The organism is Micromonospora sicca (assembly GCF_003172935.1).
GTDB classification, from domain to species: domain Bacteria; phylum Actinomycetota; class Actinomycetes; order Mycobacteriales; family Micromonosporaceae; genus Micromonospora; species Micromonospora sicca.
In genome coordinates this window covers 1-18009 of record NZ_QGKS01000166.1, presented here as the reverse complement: position 1 = coordinate 18009, position 18009 = coordinate 1, and the positions used below count along the sequence as shown (strand labels likewise).

Here is an 18009-nt window from a genome sequence, read left to right as displayed (position 1 = left end):
TACAAAACTTCTTTGTCAATAGGAATGACGAGAGGGGCGGCCGCGCGGCCGCCCCTCTCGTCAGATCGTCACGGCGTCCAGTCGGGACGCAGCGGGTAGCCGTTGACGCCGTCCGGCCCGTTGTGGGTCGCGAGGACCTGGTGCAGCTGGATGCCGTTGCGCTCGAACGCCATCCGCGAACCGGCCATGTAGAGCCCCCACACCCGGGCCGTGCCGTGGCCCACCTCGCCGACGCAGAAGTCCCAGTGCTCCACCAGGTTGCGGCACCAGCCCGCCAGGGTCAGCGCGTAGTGCTGCCGCAGGTTCTCCTCGTGGTGCACCTCCAGCCCGGCGTCGTGGATCTCGCCGACCAGCCGGCCCGGCCCGGCCAGCTCGCCGTCCGGGAAGACGTACCGGTCGATGAACGCGCCGGAGCGGTGCGGGGCCCGGTTGTCCGCCCGGGTGATGCAGTGGTTGAGCAGCCGGCCGCCCGGCCGCAGCCGGTCCCGCAGGAAGCCGAAGTAGACCGGGTAGTTGCGCACCCCGATGTGCTCGGTCAGCCCGATCGAGGAGACCGCGTCGAACTGCTCGCGCGGGGCGTCCCGGTAGTCCAGGTGCCGCACCTCGGCCAGCTCGCCCAGCCCCTCCCGCTCGATCGCCGCCTGCGCCCACTCCGCCTGCGCCCTCGACAGGGTCACCCCCAGCGCCTTCACGCCGTACTCCCGGGCGGCGTGCCGCACCATGCCGCCCCAGCCGCAGCCGACGTCCAGCAGCCGCATACCCGGCTTCAGCGCCAGCTTGTTCGCGACCAGGTCGTACTTGGCCTGCTGCGCCTGCTCCAGCGTGTCGTCCGGGCTGTGGAAGACCGCGCAGGTGTACGTCATGGACGGGCCGAGCACCTTCTCGTAGAAGGCGTTCGAGACGTCGTAGTGGTGGGAGATCGCCGTGCTGTCCCGCATGCGGGAGTGCCGCAGCCCGTTCATCACCCGCTTCCAACGCGGCGACGCCTCCTGCGGCGGGGGCGGCGGCGGCATCAGCTTCTCCCAGCCGAGCCCCCGGACCAGGGCCAGCGCCTCCGCCACCGACGGCAACCGCAGCGGCATCTCGTCCTTGAGCACCCGCAGCGCCTCGTACGGGTCGCCCGGGTGGACGCCGTCCAGCCCCAGGTCGCCGCTGACGTACGCCCGGGCCATGCCCAGGTCACCCGGGGCGGTCAGCAGGTACGACAGGCCCCGCTCGGTGCGGATGGACAGGGTGATCCCGGCGTCGGCGGGGCCGACGGCGCTGCCGTCGTACCCGGTGACCCGGACCGGCAGCGCGCCGGTGGTGACCGCGCGGATCACGTCCGCCACGGTCGGGCTCGTGCGCCGGCCTCCCGCCGGCGGGCTGGACGGGGCGTTCGCCGCCCCCTGTTCACGGTCGATGAGGCTCATTGCCGTGCTACCGCCTTTTCATAGAGTCCGGTGAGCCGGTGGTCCGGGTCGTAACGGTCCTTCACCGCGCGCCAGGTCTCGCCGCCGTAGAGCCGGTCGAACGCCGCGCGGTCGTAGTACGCGTCCGAGTAGAGCGACTTGTGCCCGCCCGCCTCCGACACGGCGAGCTCGATCGCCCGGTTGACGTCGCCGTCGGCGGCGCCCTCAGCGATCGGCACGCTTCCCCAGAAGCCGATGTTCACATAGGTTTCGCCCGGTTGGAGGGGATACAGCGGCCAGGCCCGGGCGGATCCGGGGCCGGCCGGCTCCCGCAGCCGCAGCGGGCAGAGCCAGACCGGGGTCATCCCGACGTGCCGGGTGAACCAGCGCAGGAAGTCGGCGGTGCGGTCGAGCGGGATCTCCACGTCCTGCACCACCCGCTCCCGGGCCGGCCGGCCCCGCCAGCGGTCGACCCGCGCGGCCACCTGGTGGCGGTGCTCCAGCCGGACCAGCCGGTGGTAGAAGTCGCTGCGCCGGTACCGGGCCGGCCAGAGCCGACGGACCACCGGGTGCTGCACCCCGAACGCCGCCGAGCACCAGAACCAGTCGGTGTCCCAGCGCCAGAGGTAGTCGTACGTGGTGAGGGCGTCCCGGGTGCGCCTGCGCAACGAGCGGTAGTAGATGTCCTGGCCGGTGTAGTCGCTGGGCCGCTCCGCGTCGTCGGTGAACGTCCCCAGCACCAGGTACGCCTCGCCGGGGCTGAACATCACCCCGTCCATCGCGTCGACCGGCTCGCCGGCCCACTCGCCCTTGGCGACCACGTCGCGGATCGCGTCGGTCAACTCCTCCAGCCGGTTGAACCGGATGTTGCGCAGCGCCACGTACCGGCGGACCGGTTGCAGTTCGATGCGCAGCCGGGTGGCGTAGCCGAGGCTGCCCAGCGAGTTGGGGAAGGCCCGGAACAGGTCGGCGTGCTCGCCCTCCGGCCGGACGGTGAGGATCTCGCCCGCCCCGGTCAGCAGGTCCATCTCCCGCACCGACTCGTGCGGCAGGCCGTTGCGGAAGGAGGTGGACTCGATGCCCAGCCCGGTAACCGCGCCGCCCAGGGTGATGGTGCGCAACTGTGGCACCACCAGCGGCATCAGCCCGTGCGGCAGCGTCGCGTCGACCAGGTCCTCGTAGGTGCACATGCCCTGCACGTCGGCCGTGCGGGCGGCCGGGTCCACGGCGAGCACGCCGGTCAGGCCGCTGACGTCCAGCCCCGGGGCGCGGGGCGCGGACCTGGGCCGGAACAGGTTGGAGGTGCGTTTGGCCAGCCGTACGGGCTCGCCGGCGGGCACCGCGGCATACGACCGCCGCAGCGTGTCCACCGCCCGCTCATGATCACGGACAGCGTGCATGAGATCACATTACGCCCGACGCACCGGATCCGTGGGATGTCCACGGTGGCCATTTCGCGTCAGACATCCGACCATCGGGTTAGCGTTGCGGTCATGTCGTCCCCCGCGCTCGCCGCGCTCGACGCCGCCGCCCTGCCCTACCGGGTCATCCGGCACGGCCCGGTCACCAGCCTCGCCGAGGCCGCCGCCGCCCGCGGCGTCGCGGTCCCCGACGTGGTCAAGACGATCGTGGTACGCCGGGGCGAGGACGACCACCTGTTCGTGCTCACCCCCGGCGACCGGGTCGTCTCCTGGCCCAAGCTGCGGGCCCTGCTCGGGGTGAGCCGGCTGTCCATGCCGGACGCCGAGGCCGCCCGGGCCGCCACCGGCTACGAGCGCGGCACGATCACCCCGTTCGGCTCGACCACCGCCTGGCCGGTCGTCGCCGACGAGCGGCTGCGCGGCCGGGAGATTACGCTCGGCGCGGGCGAGCCCGGGGTGGCCGTCGCGGTGGACGCCGACGCGGCCGTCATGTGGCTGGGAGCCACGGTCGCCGACGTCACCGATCCCGAGCCCGCGCGCTGACCGCTGGCCGCCGGCGCGTGGGCGGCATAGCGTGGGGCCCATGCCGAAAGCCGTCTGGAACGACCTGATCGTCGCGGAGAGCGACGACACCGTGGTGGTCGAGGGCAACCACTACTTCCCCCGCGCGGCGCTGCGTGACGACCTGATCCGCGACTCCGCCACGCACACCGTCTGCCCGTGGAAGGGCACCGCCTCGTACTTCAGCCTGGAACACGACGGGAAGACCAGCGCCGACGCCGTCTGGTACTACCCGGACCCGAAACCGGAGGCGGCGATGGTGCGTGACCGGGTGGCCTTCTGGAAGGACGTCCGGGTCGTCGACTGAGTCACCCCGACACCGGGGCGGCTGGCCATCGGCGGTCGCGGTGGGTCAGGATGCCCCCATGTCCGACCCACACACCGACCCGCCCGGCACCGTGTACGGCGCGCGCCGCACGGCCCGCCCCGGCCTGCCGCGGGACCCGCTCCTGCGGATCGCGCTGGGGGTGGCGCTGGTGGGCGTACTGCTCGGGGCGTTCTTCGCCACCGGCGTGCTCGGCGGCGGCGACGACGAGCCGGTGCTGCCCGCGGCGGCCGCGCCCACCCCGCCGGCCGACGGGCCGACCGATGCGGCGCCGACCACCGCGGCCGCGCCGACCACCCCGGCCGCGCCGTCGCCCACCGCCGCGCCGATCACCCCGCCGGCGCCGGCGGCCGGTCCGAAGGTGTTCCGGGCCACCGCCTCCGGGCTCTGCGTGGGGGTGACCGACGACGACCCCGAGGGCGCGGACGCACAACTGGCCGACTGCACCGGCGGGCCCGAGCAGCAGTGGGTGGCGACCGCGGTCGCCGCCGACGTGTTCACCCTGACCAGCGCGGCCAGTGGCAAATGCCTGGACGTGGACGGGCAGCGCACCGACGACGGCGTGGACGTGCAGCAGTGGTCCTGCAACGGCCAGCCCAACCAGCAGTGGCGGCTCGCCCCGACCGGGGCCGGCCCGGTGCTGCTGGTCGCCGTGCACAGCGGCAAGTGCGCCCAGGTCGACGACGCCGGCACCGAGGCCGGCGACCAGCTCGAACAGGCCCCCTGCACGGGCGCGCCCGAGCAGCAGTGGGCGGTCGGCTGACCGGCTCCGTCCCCGGGCCGGCCCGGACCGGGATGGCCTCAGCCCCGGTAGCTCCAGGCCCGGCCGCCCGCCGCGACGGGCAGCGCGATCGGCACGGGCAGCGGCCCCCGCCGGCGGCGCAGCAGCAGCGAGAGCCCGGCCGCGCCGATCGACAGGGCACCGGCCACGTACCAGGCCACGGCATAGTCGCCGAGCCGGTCGCGGACCAGGCCGGCGCCGGTGGCGGCGACCGCCGCGCCGACCTGGTGGGCGGCGAAGACCCAGCCGAAGACCACCGCACCGGAGGCGCCGAAGTACTCCCGGCACAGCGCCACCGTCGGCGGCACGGTGGCCACCCAGTCCAGGCCGTAGAAGACGATGAAGACCAGCATGCTCGGCTCGGCCGTACCGGCGAAGAGGGCGGGCAGCATCAGCAGCGACGCGCCGCGCAACGCGTAGTAGATGCCGAGCAGCAGCCGGCTGTCCATCCGGTCGGTCAGCCAGCCGGAGGCCACCGTACCGACGATGTCGAAGAGCCCGACCAGGGCGAGCAGCCCGGCGGCGGTCGTCTCCGGCATGCCGTGATCGTGCGCGGCCGGCACGAAGTGGGTGCCGACCAGGCCGTTTGTCGTCGCGCCGCAGATCGCGAAGCCGCCGGCGAGCAGCCAGAACGGCCGGGTCCGCGCGGCCTGGGCCAGCGCGCCGACCGCCCGGGCCGCCGCGCCGCCGGCCGGCGGCGCCGGGGGCGCCACCTCGGTCGCGCCGTAGGCCGGCAGCCCGAGATCCGCCGGGTGCTCGCGCAGCAGCCGGACCACCAGCGGTACGACCGCCAGCGCGGCCCCGGCGACGACGAGCGCCGCCACCCGCCAGCCGTGGTCGCGGACCAGCACCGCCACCAGCGGCAGGAAGACCAGCTGCCCGGCGGCCCCGCCCGCGGTCAGCACCCCGGTCACCAGCCCCCGCCGCCGGACGAACCAGCGCCCGGTGACGGTCGCCACAAAGGCCAGCGCCATCGACCCGGTGCCCAGCCCGACGAGGACGCCCCAGCAGAGGATCAGCTGCCAGCTCGCGGTCATGAAGACGGTCAACCCGCTGCCGAGCGCCACCAGCACCAGCGCGCCGGCCACCACCCGGCGGATGCCGAAGCGGTCCATCAGCGCGGCGGCGAAGGGTGCGGTCAGCCCGTACAGCATGAGGTTGACCGAGACGGCGGCGGAGATGGTCGCCAGCGGCCAGCGGAACTCCGCGTGCAGCGGGTGCAGCAGCACCCCGGGCGTGGCGCGGAAGCCGGCCGCGCCGACCAGTGCCACGAAGGCGACGGCGGCGACGGACCAGGCCGGGTGGAGACGGCGGTATCGGGTCACGGTACGAGTCTCGGCAACCTCGGCCGGAACGACGAGTGGCCGGAAAGCCATCGTGCGCAATAATCGGGCCATGTCCCTCGCCCCGCACCGGATCGCGGTGCTCGCCCTCGACCAGGTGGTCGGTCTGGACCTCGGCACCCCCGCCCAGGTCTTCGGCACCGCCCGCACCGCCGACTTCGAGCAGCTCTACACCGTCGGCGTCTGCACTCCGGGCGGCCGGCCGGTCCGCAGCACCGCCGGCTTCCAGGTGCATCCCGACCACGGCCTGGAGCTGATCGAGGCCGCCGACACGGTTATCGTCGCCGGCATCCACGGCGGGTCGGCGCTGACCGACGGCACGCTCGACCCGGACGTCGCGGCGGCGCTCCGGGCGGCCCATGACCGGGGCGCCCGGATCATGTCGATCTGCACCGGGGCGTTCGTGCTGGCCGCCGCCGGGCTCCTCGACGGCCGCCGGGCCACCACCCACTGGGCGTACGCCAGCCTGTTCCGCCGGCTGCACCCCGACGTCGACCTGGACCCGGAGGTGCTCTTCATCGACGACGGGGTGCTCACCTCGGCCGGGGTGGCCGCCGGCATCGACCTCTGCCTGCACGTCATCCGCACCGACCACGGCAGCGAGGTGGCCAACCGGGCGGCGCGGCGTTGCGTGGTGCCGCCGTGGCGGGACGGCGGCCAGGCCCAGTACATCGAGCGGCCGGTCCCCCGGACGGCGGAGACCGGCACCGCGGCGACCCGGGAGTGGGCCCGGCAACGGCTGCACGAGCCGGTCGCGCTGCGCGACCTGGCCGCGCACGCCCGGATGAGCGTACGGACCTTCACCCGGCACTTCCGCTCCGAGACCGGGCTGAGCCCGGCGCAGTGGCTGCTCCAGCAGCGCACCGAGCACGCCCGGCTGCTGTTGGAGACCACCGACCTGACCGTCGATCAGGTGGCCCGCCACGCCGGCTTCGGCACCACCGCCGCGCTGCGCCAGCACTTCCACCATCGCCTCGGCGTCGCCCCCGCCACCTACCGCCGCACCTTCCGTCACACCTTCTGACCCACCCCTGCGCCCGCTCACCCGGCTTTCGGGCCGGCGGCTTTCCCCCTTTCATCGAGAACCGTCATTGACGGTGACAGTTAACACTCTTTAAGATTTGGCTTCCTCGAGGAACCGTCCCCACCCCGTACGCCCGGCGGCGGCCGGCCCATCCGACCGCCGCCGGGCGGCACGGTGCCGCGACCCGTCCACGGGAAGGCCCTCGATGTCCTCACCACGTCCCCGCCGCCGCTCGCCGCTCGCCGCCGGCCTGCTCGCGCTGGCCACCGCCGGCGCCACCCTCGCCCTGACCCCGGCCGCCGCCGAGGCCGCCGTACTGCCGAACAACTTCAAGAGCGTCGGCTACCTGCCGTCCTGGAGCGGCGACGTCAACACCGTCCAGTACGGCAAGCTCACCCACATCAACTACGCGTTCGCGCTGCCCAACAACGACGGCAGCCTGCGCCCCGTGGAGAACCCCGGCAAGCTCTCCTCGCTGGTCTCGCTCGGGCACGCCAACAACGTCAAGATCTCCATCGCGATCGGCGGCTGGAACGACGGCAACGACTCCGCGTTCGAAGCGCTCGCCGCCAACTCCGGCAGCCGCGGCGCCTTCGTCACCAACGTGGTCAACTTCGTCAACCAGTACAACCTCGACGGCGTCGACATCGACTGGGAGTACCCCGACCCGGGCGCCTCGGCCACCAACTACAGCCTGCTGATGCAGCAACTGAGCAGCGCCCTGCACAGCCGGGGCAAGCTGCTCACCGCCGCCGTCGTCTCCGAGGGCTACTACGTGCAGGGCGTGCCGACCGCCGTGTTCGGCTACGTCGACTGGCTGAACATCATGGCGTACGACGGCGGCAGCCCACACGCCAACTACGACTGGTCGATCGCCAGCGTCAACGGGTGGAAGTCGCGCGGCCTGCCCGCCGGCAAGGCGGTGCTCGGGGTGCCCTTCTACAGCCGGCCCGGCTACTACACCTACTCCGCGCTGGTCGGGATGGACCCGGCCAACGCCAACCGGGACTGCACCACGGTCGGCGGGACGCAGCAGTGCTACAACGGCATCCCGACCATCAAGCGCAAGACCCAGTGGGCACTGGCCAACGCCGGCGGGATGATGAACTGGGAACTCTCCCAGGACACCACCGGCGCGACCTCGCTGGTCAGCGCGATCTACACCACCGTGATGGGCGGCACCACCCCGCCGCCGAGCGGCCGCACCGGCCCGATCACCGGCATCGGCGGCAAGTGCGTCGACGTCGCCGCCGCCGGCACCGCCAACGGCACCGCCATCCAGCTCTACACCTGCAACGGCACCGCCGCGCAGAGCTGGACCGTGGCGAGCGACGGGACCCTGCGCGCGCTCGGCAAGTGTGCCGACGTGACGAGCGGCTCCACCGCCAACGGCGCGAAGGTCCAGCTCTGGGACTGCAACGGCACCGGCGCGCAGGTCTGGCAGGCCCAGTCCAACGGCACGCTGCGCAACCCGCAGGCGAACAAGTGCCTGGACGCCACCGACAACAGCTCCGCGGACGGCACCCGACTGCAGATCTGGGACTGCTTCGGCGGCGCCAACCAGGTCTGGCACCTGCCCGCCTGACCGGTACCCAGGGCCCCCTGTTGACGCTCCGCTGGAGCAGGGGGCCCTGTCCGCTCGGGTGAGACCATCCCCGAGCAGGCCAATCCGAGCCCTGCTCCCGCTCCCGTCGATCTTGCAGTGGTGACTCCTCCACAGTCCCGTTCCCGTAGCTTCTGCGGGGCAGCAACTGCAAGATCGCCGGGGCGGGGTCATGAGGTGGGGTGGTCAGATCGGCCAGGCGGCGAGTCGGTCGTACGTCGGACGGGGGCCCGGGTGGCTGCGGACCAGGACCAGTTCGCTCGCCGGCCACTCCGGCCCCAGGTAGCCGGCCAGGGTCTCCCGGTCGGCGAGCACGTCGGCGCGATCGATCCGATCGCCGGGGCGGGCGATGGTCAGGTGCGCCCGGAACGGCTTCTCGTCGTGCGGCAGCCGGGCCCGGCGCAGCCCGAACCGGATCAGCCGGGCCAGCGTCGCCAGCGCCTCGACGTCACCCCGGAGGTCCACCCAGAGCACGGTGAACTGGCCCCGCCCGAAGCTGCCCCCACCGCCGAGGCGCAGCCGGGGCGAGCTGTCCCGCCCGTCCCGGAACGTCTCGGCGGCCAGGCCGAGCACGCTCTCCACGTCGACCAGCCGCTCCTCCTCGACGTCGCCGAGGAAGGCGAGGGTGAGGTGGGCGTGGGTCGGGTCGGCCAGCCGGACGTTGGTGCCGGCGGCGAAGGCGGCGCCCACCCGGAGCTCGGCCACCCGGGCGGTCAGGTCGTCGACCGCCGGTCGAGGCGGGTAGACCGCGACGAACAGCCGCATCGGGATCCCGCTCAGCGGTGCCGCTGGCGGTGCCCCGGCCGGGCGGTCGGCAGGGTGATGCCGGCGGCGTGCAGCAGCCCCTCCACCCGGACCCGCTCGATCTCCCGGTCCACACCCTCCAGCTCGGCCAGGTGCTCGGGGATGCCCAGCGCCCGGCAGGCGGCCCGCAGCCGCTCGTCGTACGCGTCGATGACCGCGCCGTGCCAGACCACCGACCGCTCGACGGCGGCGAGCCGGTGCCCGCCGAGGCGACGCAGGTCGGCGGCGATCTGTTCCAACGGGCGCCGGTCGTCCCGGTCGAACTCGGTCAGGTCGATGTCGCGGGTGAGCGCGTCCGCCTCGATGGCCCGGTCCAGCCCGGCGATGGCGCGTCGTTCGCTCCGCTGCTCCCGCCACTCGGCCCACCGGCAGGCCACCCGATCCATGATCTCGTCGGCGCAAAATAGCAGCGCGAAGGCGGCGGGCAGGCAGCAGACGGCGAGGATCGCCAACATCAGCAGCAGACCCCGCCCCAATCCCACACATCGACGCTAAGCCCCGCCGTGACCGCCCGCCACCCGATTGCCGGTATCCGGACGCGAATGAATGGGGAAAGACCGGCCCCCGCAACGGGAACCGGTCTTTCGAGGGCGATCGCGGGCGTCACTCGCCGGTGGGCGACACCACGTAGAAACGCGGCATGGGCAGCACCCGCATCCGGAGCCGGGCGCCGGAGCGGCGCAGCTGCCAGGCGAGCGCGAGCAGCGCGGCGGCGAGCGAGATCAGCCCGCCGATCCAGATGCTCGCCCCGGCGCCGTAGGTCTCGGCCACCCAGCCGATCACCGGCGCACCCACCGGGTTGGTGCCCAGGAACACCAGCACCCAGAGCGCCATGACCCGACCGCGGAAGGCGGCGTCGACGCCGAGCTGGACCCGCTGGTTGGCCGCCTGGGCGAAGAAGACCATGAAGAAGCCCGTCGGCAGCAGCAGCGCCACCACCAGCCAGTACGCCCCCGCGAGCCCGACCAGGGTGCCGAAGCTGGCGCAGCCGACCGCCGCGCCGAGCACCAGCCAGACCGAGGGGCGGCTGCGCCGCCCGGTACCGGCCAGCGCGCCGGTCAGCGCGCCGCAGGCGAGGGCGGTGCTGAACAGGCCGAACGAGGCGGCGCCGGTGTTGAAGACGGTCTTGGCCAGCGCGGCCAGGGTGAGCTGGAAGTTGAACAGGCTCATCCCGACCACCGACATCAGCGCCATCGGCAACAGCAGGTCGGGGCGGCGCCAGACGTAGCGCAGGCCGTCGACCACCTTCGCCTGGTCGCGCTGGCCCACCGGCAGGAGGTCCTTGCGGTGCAGCTCGGCGGGACGCATCCGGACCACGTTGACCAGCGGGGCGATCGAGCTGAGCGCACTGAAGAGGAAGACCGGGCCCACGTCGAAGGCGGCGATGGCCAGGCCGGCGAGGGCCGGGCCGATGATCCGGGCCGAGTTGAACACCGCCGCGTTGAGCGAAAGCGCGTTCGGCAGCAGCGGCATGCCGACCAGTTCGGAGACGAACGCCTGCCGGACCGGGGTCTCCACCGCGTTGGCCACGCCGAGCAGGGCGGCGAACGCGAAGACGTGCCAGAGCTGCACCAGCCCGGTGATCACCAGCAGGCTCATCCCGAGCGCCAGCACGGTCCAGAACGCGTTGGCGACGAAGAGCAGCAGTCGCTTGTCGTACCGGTCGGCGAGGCGGCCGGAGAGCAGGGTGAGCAGCAGTACGGGGGTGAACTGGAGCGCGGTGACCACACCGAGCGCGGTGGCGGAGTTGTCGGAAAGCTCGAGGACGAGCCAGTCCTGGGCGATGAACATCATCCAGACGCCGATCAGTTTGACCAGCTGTCCGGTGGCGAAGAGTCGGTAGTTGCGGACTCGTAGGGACTGGAACATCGTGCTCAGCTTGGCCTGCACTCTTGGTGCGCCTCCTCGCGGTCGTACGCGTCATCGACGATGGACGGCGCGGACCGCGGGACGCTCGAGTCAGGCGCGAGCGAGCTGCTGGAGGATCTCCGCGGCCCGCCGCAGCGTGTCGCGTTCCTCCTCGGTGAGCGCGGCCAGCCGGCTGGCCAGCCACTCGTTGCGGGCCCGTTCGAACTGGTCGAGCACCGCAAGTCCCCCCTCGGTCGCCGCCAGGATGACCTGTCGACCGTCGGTCGGATGGGGGGTGCGCTGCACGAGGCCGCGCTCCTCCAACTTCGCGACGATCTTGGTCATCGTCGGCGGCTGCACCCGCTCGATGTCGGCCAGTTCCCGGGGCGTCAGCGCGCCCGCCAGCTTGAGGCTGGTGAGCGCGGAGAGCTGGGTGACCGTGAGGTCGCCGACCGGTCGGGCCCGTCGGACCCGCCGGTTGAACCGGGTGATCGCATCACGCAGCTGAGGGGCCAGCTGCGCCGGTGGCACGCGTCTCGCCGTCACCGTCCGCTCCGTCACAATCGTTAGCTTAACTAATGAGCCTGGCTAACGACATGCGATATGACCAGGCTCACCAGGAGGAATATGAGTTACCGAACCGCGGACTCGATCGGCCCGCGCAGGAAGTACAGCACGAACAGCGCCGCCACTCCGTACAGCAGGGGGTGGATCTCCCGCGCCTTCCCCCGCGCCGACTTCACCAGCACGTAGGTGATGACGCCCGCGCCGATGCCGTTCGAGATCGAGTAGGTGAACGGCATCAGCACGATGGTGAGGAACGCGGGAATGGCGATCTCGTAGTCGGTCCAGTCGATGGTCCGCACCGCCGTCATCATCAGGAAGCCGACCACCACCAGCGCCGTCGACGCCGCCTCGAACGGCACGATCACCGCCAGCGGCGCCAGGAACATCGCCAGCAGGAACAGGCCGCCGGTGACCAGGTTGGCCACCCCGGTCCGGGCGCCCTCCGCGACCCCCGCCGCGCTCTCGATATACGACGTGTTGCTGGAGACGCTGGCCGCGCCGCCCGCCGCCGCGGCGATCGAGTCGACCAGCAGGATCTCCTTCGCCCGCGGCGGGGTGCCCCGCTCGTCGAGCATGCCGCCCTCCTGGCCGATCGCGACCATCGTGCCCATGGTGTCGAAGAAGTCCGTGATCAGCAGGGTGAACACGAACATCAGCGGGACCAGCCAGCCCACCCGGCTCCACGAACCCAGCACGTCGAAGTTGCCGAGCAGCGACAGGTCCGGGACGTCGACGACCTTCTCCGGCAGCGTCGGCACGTTCAACGCCCAGCCCTTCGGGTTGGGCCGGCCGTTCACGAAGGACGGACCGATGTGCCCCACCGCCTCCACGACGATCGCCAGCACCGTGGAGGCGAGGATGCCGACCAGGATCGCCCCGCGCACCCGGCGCACCACCAGCACCAGCGTCAGCAGCAGGCCGACCACAAACACCAGCGTCGGCCAGCTGACGAGCTTGCCCCCGATGCCCAGGCCGACCGGCACGGTGGTGTTCGCCACGTCCGGCACCCGCCGCACGAAACCGGCGTCGACCAGGCCGATGATCGTCAGGAACAGGCCGATGCCCACGCCGATCGCCGTCTTCAGCTGGGTCGGCACCGAGCGGAACACCGCCGTACGCAGCCCGGTGAGGACGAGGACCCCGATCACCACACCCTCGATCACCACCAGGCCCATGGCGTCCGCCCAGGTCATCTCGGGTGCGATCTCGAACGCGACCAGCGCGTTCACGCCCAGGCCGGCGGCCAGCGCCATCGGGAACCGCCCGACGACCCCCATCAGGATGGTCATCAGGCCGGCGACCAGCGCGGTCGCGGCGGCCAGCGCGGGGATGGCGAGCTTCCGTCCGTCACCGTCGACGGCGCCGCCCAGGATGAGTGGGTTGAGCACCACGATGTACGCCATCGTGAAGAAGGTGGCCAGGCCGCCGCGTACCTCCCGGCCCGTGGTCGAACCGCGGGCGGAGATCTCGAAGAAGCGGTCGACCGGGTTGCGGGGGTGCGTGGGATCGGGTGGGGTGCCGCCGTCCGGCGGGGCAATGGCCATCAGGTCCTCGCAGATGATCTGCCGTCGGTCGCGGGCATCGTCCCAGATCACCCGGCCGGCGGGAAGGGGCCATCGCGTACCCTTTCCCCGTGCCAGAAGAGCAACCGCCGCGGCCCGAACCCCTTGACCCCCCGATGGTGCCGATCGCCGTCGCCGGGCTGGTCGGCTGGGCGGTGGTCGGGCTCGTCCTGCTGATCTTCTGCCGGGGTTGGCTCACCGAGCACGGGCACCAGAACTGGCTCTGGACCTGCCTGGCCGGATTCCTGTGGGGCTTTCCCGGTCTCGCGGTGATGATGCGACACGACGCCAACCGGCGCCGCCGCCGGGCGGCCGCCGGTCAGGACTGACGCTCAGGAGTGGCCGTACGGCTCCGCCGGCTCGGCGGACTCCACCGAGCCCGGGGCCCGGCTGACCGACACAGCCTCGACCGCGCTGTCGTCGTAGATCGTGGGCAGCTCGTCGACCGGCGTCTCGGCCGCCTCCACCAGCGTCTCCGAGTGGGCGCCGCAGCCGTGGTCGGCGCTCACCACCCGGCCGTCGTCCGGCGCGTAGAAGTTGCCGCAGGCGCCGAAGGACTGCCGGAGTGCGCCGGCGAGCGGCAGGTAGAACCCACAGGTGCCGCAGCGGGCGGCGGCCGGCGCGGCCATCGAGATCGGGGCGGAGGGGCCGTGGTCGCCCTCGTACCAGCGCTGCGCGGCCTCGGTGCGGCCTTCGCGGGAGAGCACCCGGGGCCGGCCCAGCCCGAGTTCCCAGGCGGTCTCCTCCACGGCGGGGTCGTCGGAGAGCACGTAGCCGGGGGCCAGCCGCTCGTCGTCCGGCGGGGTGGGCAGCAGGTCGCCGGGGCCGAGGTCGCCCGGCTTGAGCCGCTCCTGCCAGGGCAGCCAGCCCGGGGCGAGCAGCGCGTCGGGGCCGGGCAGCAGGACCGTCTCGCAGATGGTGACGTGGCGGCTGCGCGGCACCCGGGTCACCGTGACGGCCCAGCGCCAGCCGCGGTAGCCGGCGAGCCGGCACTCGAAGTAGTGCGTGACGAGCCGGTCGCCCTCGGCGACGGCCTGCAGGTGGTCGCCGACGTCGGCGGGATCCACCTCGGTGATGCCGGCGCGGGCCACCTCGACGGCGGCGGCGCAGACCTGGTCGAGGCGGGCGGCACGGGCGGAGGCGGGCCTGGTCACCCGACCATTGTTCCCCATGCCCACGGTCGACCGACAGGCACTCCCCGGAGTCGTTCTCACCGGGTGGTGGGGCACACGTGGATCAGATGGGCGAGGATGGTGCACATGCCGCTGTCCTCCCGCTCCGGGCGGTCCGTCCTCGGGCGGACCGTCGGCACGGGCATCCGCGCCACCCGCCTGCTGCTCCGCGGCTCGGTCAGCGGCGGACGCTGGATGACCCGCCGGGCCGGGTCGGCCCGGGCGAGCAGCGCCGGCAACGAGGTGGGCATGGTCCGGCTCTTCGACCTGCACGCCCTCTCCTGCGCCGGGGACACCCTGATCGCGATCGGCCTGGCCGGGACGATCTTCTTCGAGGTGCCGCTCGGCGAGGCCCGCAACAAGGTCGCGCTCTACCTGCTCGTGACGATGGTGCCGTTCGCCATGCTCGCCCCGGTGGTCGGGCCGCTGCTCGACCACTTCCGGCACGGCCGCCGGTACGCCCTGGCGGCGACCATGCTGGGCCGGGCCTTCCTCGCCTGGTTGATCTCGGACTACATCGGCAGCTTCGGCCTGTACCCGGCCGCGTTCGGCGTGCTCGCCCTGTCCCGCGCGTACGGGGTGGCCCGCTCGGCGGCGGTGCCCCGGCTGCTGCCGGAGGGGATCGGGCTGTCCCAGGTCGGCGCCCGGGCCAGCGTCTACGGCACGGTGGCCGGGGCGCTGGTCGCCCCGATCGGGCTGGCCGCGTTCTGGTTCGGGGCGCAGTGGCCGCTCCGGGTCGCCTCGCTGATCTTCCTGGTCGGCATGGTGATCTCGCTGCGCCTGCCGCCGCGCGCCGACTCGGAGCCGCCGGAGCGGGTGCCCCAGCCGCTGCGGGCGCTGCGCCGGCGGGACGGGGAACGGCCGCTGGGCCGGGGCCGCCCGGCCGGGCGGCTGGTGATCGCCACGCTGATCGGGGCGGCGGCGCTGCGCGGGGTGTACGGCTTCCTGCTGCTCTTCCTCGCCTTCGCGATCAAGGCGGGCGACCTGACCACCGACTTCTTCGGCCGTACCCTCGGCGCCCAGGGCGCGCTGGCCCTGGTCGGCGGCGCGCTGGTCGGGGGGAGTTTCCTGGCCACCGCGGTCGGCACCCGGCTGCGCATCCACCGGCCGGCCGCGATCCAGTCCAGCGGCACGCTCATCGTGGGCGGCGTCGCGGTCCTCGCCGCGCTGAAGTTCTCGCTGCCCATGGTGGCGCTGCTCTGCCTGGTGACCTCCCTGATGAGCGGGATCGCCAAGCTCGCGGTCGACGCGTCGATCCAGGAGCGGATCCCGGAGCGGCTGCGGGCGAGCTCGTTCGCCCACTCGGAGACCGCGCTGATGCTCGCGTTCGTGGCCGGCGGCGGGCTCGGGCTCGTCCCCTTCACCGGCCGGATCGGGGTCGCGGTGGTGGCCGGCGTCGCGGCCCTGGTCGCCGCGCGGGCACTGGTGGTGGCCGGTCGGCTGCGCAACGAGCGGCTGGTCGGGCGGCCGCTCGGCGACGACGAGCTGACCGCCGAGCAGACCGGGCCGCTGAGGACCGGGAACCCGCAGGGCGAGTTCGCCGATCCCACGCCCACCTCGCCGGCCCCCGGCGGTACGCCGGCCCCGGTCGACGACGACGGTCTGGCCCCGCCGGGCTACCACATCTACCGTCCGTCCTCCTCCGTCGGCGGGCCGGGCGGGACCGAGGACGAGAACCGGCGGGAGCCCCGGGGACCGATGGCGTGACCGGTCTGCTCGTGGTGACGGCCGTACCGGCCGAGGCGGCGGCCCTGCGGGCGGGCCTCACCGAGCCCACCGTCACCGTCGTCCCGGTCGGCGTGGGCCCGGCGGTCGCCGGCGCCGCCACCGCCCGGCTGCTCGCGCTGGCCGAGGCGGCCGGACGCCCGTACCGGGCGGTGGTGAGTGCCGGGATCGCCGGCGGCTTCGCCGGTCGGGTGGCGGTCGGCGGGACCGTGCTGGCGACCCGCAGCGTGGCCGCGGACCTCGGCGCCGAGTCGCCGGAGGGCTTCATCCCGGTCGACGAGCTGGGCATGCCGGCGGAGCTGCTGGGCGGCGGCGTGACCGTCCCCGCCGATCCCGGGCTGCTCGCGGCGCTGCGGACGGCGCTGCCGGCGGCGACGGTCGGCGCAGTGCTCACGGTCAGCACGGTGACGGGCACGACCGCGAGCACCGAGACGTTGGCCGAGCGGCACCCCGACGCGGTGGCCGAGGCCATGGAGGGGTACGGCGTCGCCGTCGCCGCCGCCCAGGCCGGCCTGCCGTTCGCCGAGCTCCGGACCGTGTCCAACCCGATCGGACCCCGGGACCGGGGCGCCTGGCGGATGAAGGAGGCCTTCGCGGCCCTCACCGAGGCGGCCGCCGCCCTGCGCTGACCGACCGGTCCAGCCGGAGCGCCGAAGGCCGGTGCCACTCGACCTGGAAACCGCAGGCCCGCAGGAAGGCGGCGCCGCCGAACTCGGCGACCTCGTGGACGGTGGCGACACCGGCGCGGTCCATCTCGGCGCGCAGCGCCTCCACCAGCCGGCGCCCGATGCCCAGCAGGCGCCGTCCGGGGGCGACCAGGACGCCGTCGAGCACGAGCTCCCGCCGGTCGTCCAGGTCGTACCCGAGCAGCAGGTCGACGCTGCGCTCGTGCGCCCGCAGCTCGCCGACCAGCTCCCCGTCGGGCAGCTCGGCGAGGAACCCCCACGAGGTCGCGGGGAGGCCCCCGCCCGTGAAGCGCCGGACCCGGACCTCCCGCCGGACCCGTTCGCCCCGCCGCCGCCGATCCCGCTCGCCCCGATCCTGTACGTAGGTCACGGCCGGTAACGCCATCGGCCACCGCTGAGGGGGAAGGTCGTGCCAGTGCGCCCACCAGGCGCCCGGCCAGTCCCGCGGCTCGCGTACCTCTCGGGCGTCCAGGTGGGCCGGGCAGTGCCGCCCCGCGGCGTCCCGCAGTTCCTCGTGCGGCACGGCCGGCAGCGAACGGGCCTCCTCCGCAGCGGTCGGGGCGGCCGAGGAGGTCCCGGCGACGGAGATGACGACGCCGCCGACCGCGTCCACGAGCCGTTCGACGGTACGGAAGCTCGGGTCGGCCGTCCGGCCCGACTCGATCCGGGCGATCGTCGCCTGCGGCACCCCGGACCGCTCGGCGAGTTGTCGCTGGCTCAGGTCGGCCTGGCGGCGCAACGCCCGCAACGTCACCCCGAGGTCGACCGGTGGCCTGAACTCCGTCACACTGGCATGCTCCATTCCGCCGCATCCGCCTTCAAATCCCGCCGGGAGCCTGTGGAAAAGCCTGTGGGCAAGCCTGTGGAAAACGGCCGGCGCTGGGGACAACGATGGCGTGAGAACCTGCTACGAAGCTGATGACGTAGGTGACTCACCTCCACGCACCTCCACGCACCGGCTCGACCGGCTCGACCGGCTGGACCGGCTCGACCGGCTGGACCGGCTCGACCGGCTGGACCGGCAGCCGAGCTGCCTGATCCATCTACGTCATCAGCTTCGTAGCGTCTGAGATAGACGTTCTGGTCCACGCATTCGCGCGACGGCGATGCCGATGATCGGATCGGTGGCTGCCGAAGGCCGGGACGGCCGCCGACGAGGAGCCCGGTGACGGCGGGGCGGGCAGGCAGGTGGCGGC

At 73.3% G+C, this 18009-nt stretch carries 19 protein-coding genes; 9 read left to right on the top strand and 10 right to left on the bottom strand.

Translation table 11 applies throughout. From position 1 onward, the window contains the following. Window positions 1-68: 68 nt before the first annotated feature. Together DKT69_RS08600 and DKT69_RS08595 are read right to left on the bottom strand one after the other, a co-directional pair. Window positions 69-1412 (bottom strand): class I SAM-dependent methyltransferase, encoded by a 1344-nt coding sequence (locus tag DKT69_RS08600; protein WP_109801046.1) that lies wholly within the window; start codon window positions 1410-1412, stop codon window positions 69-71. After that, on the bottom strand, window positions 1409-2791 hold the full coding sequence (locus tag DKT69_RS08595) for an FAD-binding oxidoreductase (protein WP_109801045.1): 1383 nt from the start codon (window positions 2789-2791) through the stop codon (window positions 1409-1411). Before DKT69_RS08595 ends, DKT69_RS08600 begins: the two co-directional genes overlap by 4 nt. A gap of 93 nt (window positions 2792-2884) precedes the next feature. Between DKT69_RS08595 and DKT69_RS08590 the strand changes: the two genes are divergently transcribed. The 3 genes from DKT69_RS08590 to DKT69_RS08580 are packed head-to-tail and all read left to right on the top strand — an operon-like array spanning window position 2885 to window position 4461. Continuing rightward, a complete protein-coding gene (locus tag DKT69_RS08590) occupies window positions 2885-3355 on the top strand; it encodes an aminoacyl-tRNA deacylase (RefSeq protein WP_236647408.1) in 471 nt (156 codons plus the stop codon). Between the two features lie 40 nt (window positions 3356-3395). Next, window positions 3396-3680, top strand: a complete 285-nt coding sequence (locus DKT69_RS08585; RefSeq protein ID WP_109801071.1) for a DUF427 domain-containing protein — start codon at window positions 3396-3398, stop codon at window positions 3678-3680. Window positions 3681-3738: 58 nt separating this feature from the next. After that, window positions 3739-4461, top strand: coding sequence for an RICIN domain-containing protein (locus DKT69_RS08580; RefSeq protein WP_109801043.1), 723 nt, complete (start codon window positions 3739-3741; stop codon window positions 4459-4461). Window positions 4462-4499: 38 nt separating this feature from the next. Here the strand turns inward: DKT69_RS08580 and DKT69_RS08575 are convergent, their stop codons facing one another. Continuing rightward, window positions 4500-5804, bottom strand: a complete 1305-nt coding sequence (locus DKT69_RS08575) for an MFS transporter (protein WP_109801070.1) — start codon at window positions 5802-5804, stop codon at window positions 4500-4502. 70 nt (window positions 5805-5874) lie between these two features. On the opposite strand from DKT69_RS08575, the gene DKT69_RS08570 reads away from it, so the two are divergent. Together DKT69_RS08570 and DKT69_RS08565 are read left to right on the top strand one after the other, a co-directional pair. Beyond that, window positions 5875-6846 (top strand): GlxA family transcriptional regulator, encoded by a 972-nt coding sequence (locus DKT69_RS08570; RefSeq protein ID WP_201749545.1) that lies wholly within the window; start codon window positions 5875-5877, stop codon window positions 6844-6846. A gap of 205 nt (window positions 6847-7051) precedes the next feature. After that, entirely contained in the window at window positions 7052-8431 is a 1380-nt protein-coding gene (locus tag DKT69_RS08565) for a glycosyl hydrolase family 18 protein (protein ID WP_109801041.1), read from the top strand. Window positions 8432-8635: 204 nt separating this feature from the next. On the opposite strand, the gene thpR is transcribed toward DKT69_RS08565, so the two are convergent. The 5 genes from thpR to DKT69_RS08540 form a co-directional block, all read right to left on the bottom strand. Beyond that, the gene (gene thpR, locus DKT69_RS08560; protein WP_109801040.1) at window positions 8636-9214 is read right to left on the bottom strand and encodes an RNA 2',3'-cyclic phosphodiesterase; all 579 of its coding nucleotides are present in this window, start codon (window positions 9212-9214) and stop codon (window positions 8636-8638) included. Between the two features lie 11 nt (window positions 9215-9225). Next, window positions 9226-9735: a hypothetical protein gene (locus DKT69_RS08555; protein WP_109801039.1), complete on the bottom strand. Its 510-nt coding sequence runs from the start codon at window positions 9733-9735 to the stop codon at window positions 9226-9228. 121 nt (window positions 9736-9856) lie between these two features. Next, the gene (locus tag DKT69_RS08550; RefSeq protein WP_109801038.1) at window positions 9857-11143 is read right to left on the bottom strand and encodes an MFS transporter; all 1287 of its coding nucleotides are present in this window, start codon (window positions 11141-11143) and stop codon (window positions 9857-9859) included. A 69-nt stretch (window positions 11144-11212) separates the two neighbouring features. Further along, window positions 11213-11662 carry a MarR family winged helix-turn-helix transcriptional regulator gene (locus DKT69_RS08545; RefSeq protein WP_201749544.1) on the bottom strand — a complete coding sequence of 150 codons (450 nt, stop codon included), beginning with the start codon at window positions 11660-11662 and terminating at the stop codon, window positions 11213-11215. Between the two features lie 71 nt (window positions 11663-11733). Beyond that, on the bottom strand, window positions 11734-13212 hold the full coding sequence (locus DKT69_RS08540) for an NCS2 family permease (RefSeq protein WP_109801068.1): 1479 nt from the start codon (window positions 13210-13212) through the stop codon (window positions 11734-11736). An 89-nt stretch (window positions 13213-13301) separates the two neighbouring features. On the opposite strand from DKT69_RS08540, the gene DKT69_RS08535 reads away from it, so the two are divergent. Then, window positions 13302-13559 (top strand): DUF2530 domain-containing protein, encoded by a 258-nt coding sequence (locus DKT69_RS08535; protein WP_109801037.1) that lies wholly within the window; start codon window positions 13302-13304, stop codon window positions 13557-13559. A gap of 3 nt (window positions 13560-13562) precedes the next feature. Here DKT69_RS08535 and DKT69_RS08530 read toward each other — a convergent pair whose 3' ends face one another. Further along, a complete protein-coding gene (locus DKT69_RS08530; protein WP_109801036.1) occupies window positions 13563-14402 on the bottom strand; it encodes a DUF3027 domain-containing protein in 840 nt (279 codons plus the stop codon). Window positions 14403-14489: 87 nt separating this feature from the next. On the opposite strand from DKT69_RS08530, the gene DKT69_RS08525 reads away from it, so the two are divergent. Continuing rightward, complete coding sequence (locus tag DKT69_RS08525; protein ID WP_109801067.1) at window positions 14490-16109, top strand: MFS transporter; 1620 nt, start codon at window positions 14490-14492, stop codon at window positions 16107-16109. After that, window positions 16106-16756, top strand: a complete 651-nt coding sequence (locus DKT69_RS08520; RefSeq protein ID WP_109801035.1) for a futalosine hydrolase — start codon at window positions 16106-16108, stop codon at window positions 16754-16756. The genes DKT69_RS08525 and DKT69_RS08520 overlap by 4 nt, the downstream gene beginning before the upstream one ends. Here DKT69_RS08520 and DKT69_RS08515 read toward each other — a convergent pair. After that, a complete protein-coding gene (locus tag DKT69_RS08515; protein ID WP_236647407.1) occupies window positions 16728-17600 on the bottom strand; it encodes a GNAT family N-acetyltransferase in 873 nt (290 codons plus the stop codon). The two genes, DKT69_RS08520 and DKT69_RS08515, sit on opposite strands and share 29 nt — an antisense overlap. 109 nt (window positions 17601-17709) lie before the next feature. On the opposite strand from DKT69_RS08515, the gene DKT69_RS38210 reads away from it, so the two are divergent. Beyond that, window positions 17710-17883 (top strand): hypothetical protein, encoded by a 174-nt coding sequence (locus tag DKT69_RS38210; protein WP_161557787.1) that lies wholly within the window; start codon window positions 17710-17712, stop codon window positions 17881-17883. The last annotated feature ends 126 nt before the right edge of the window (window positions 17884-18009 follow it).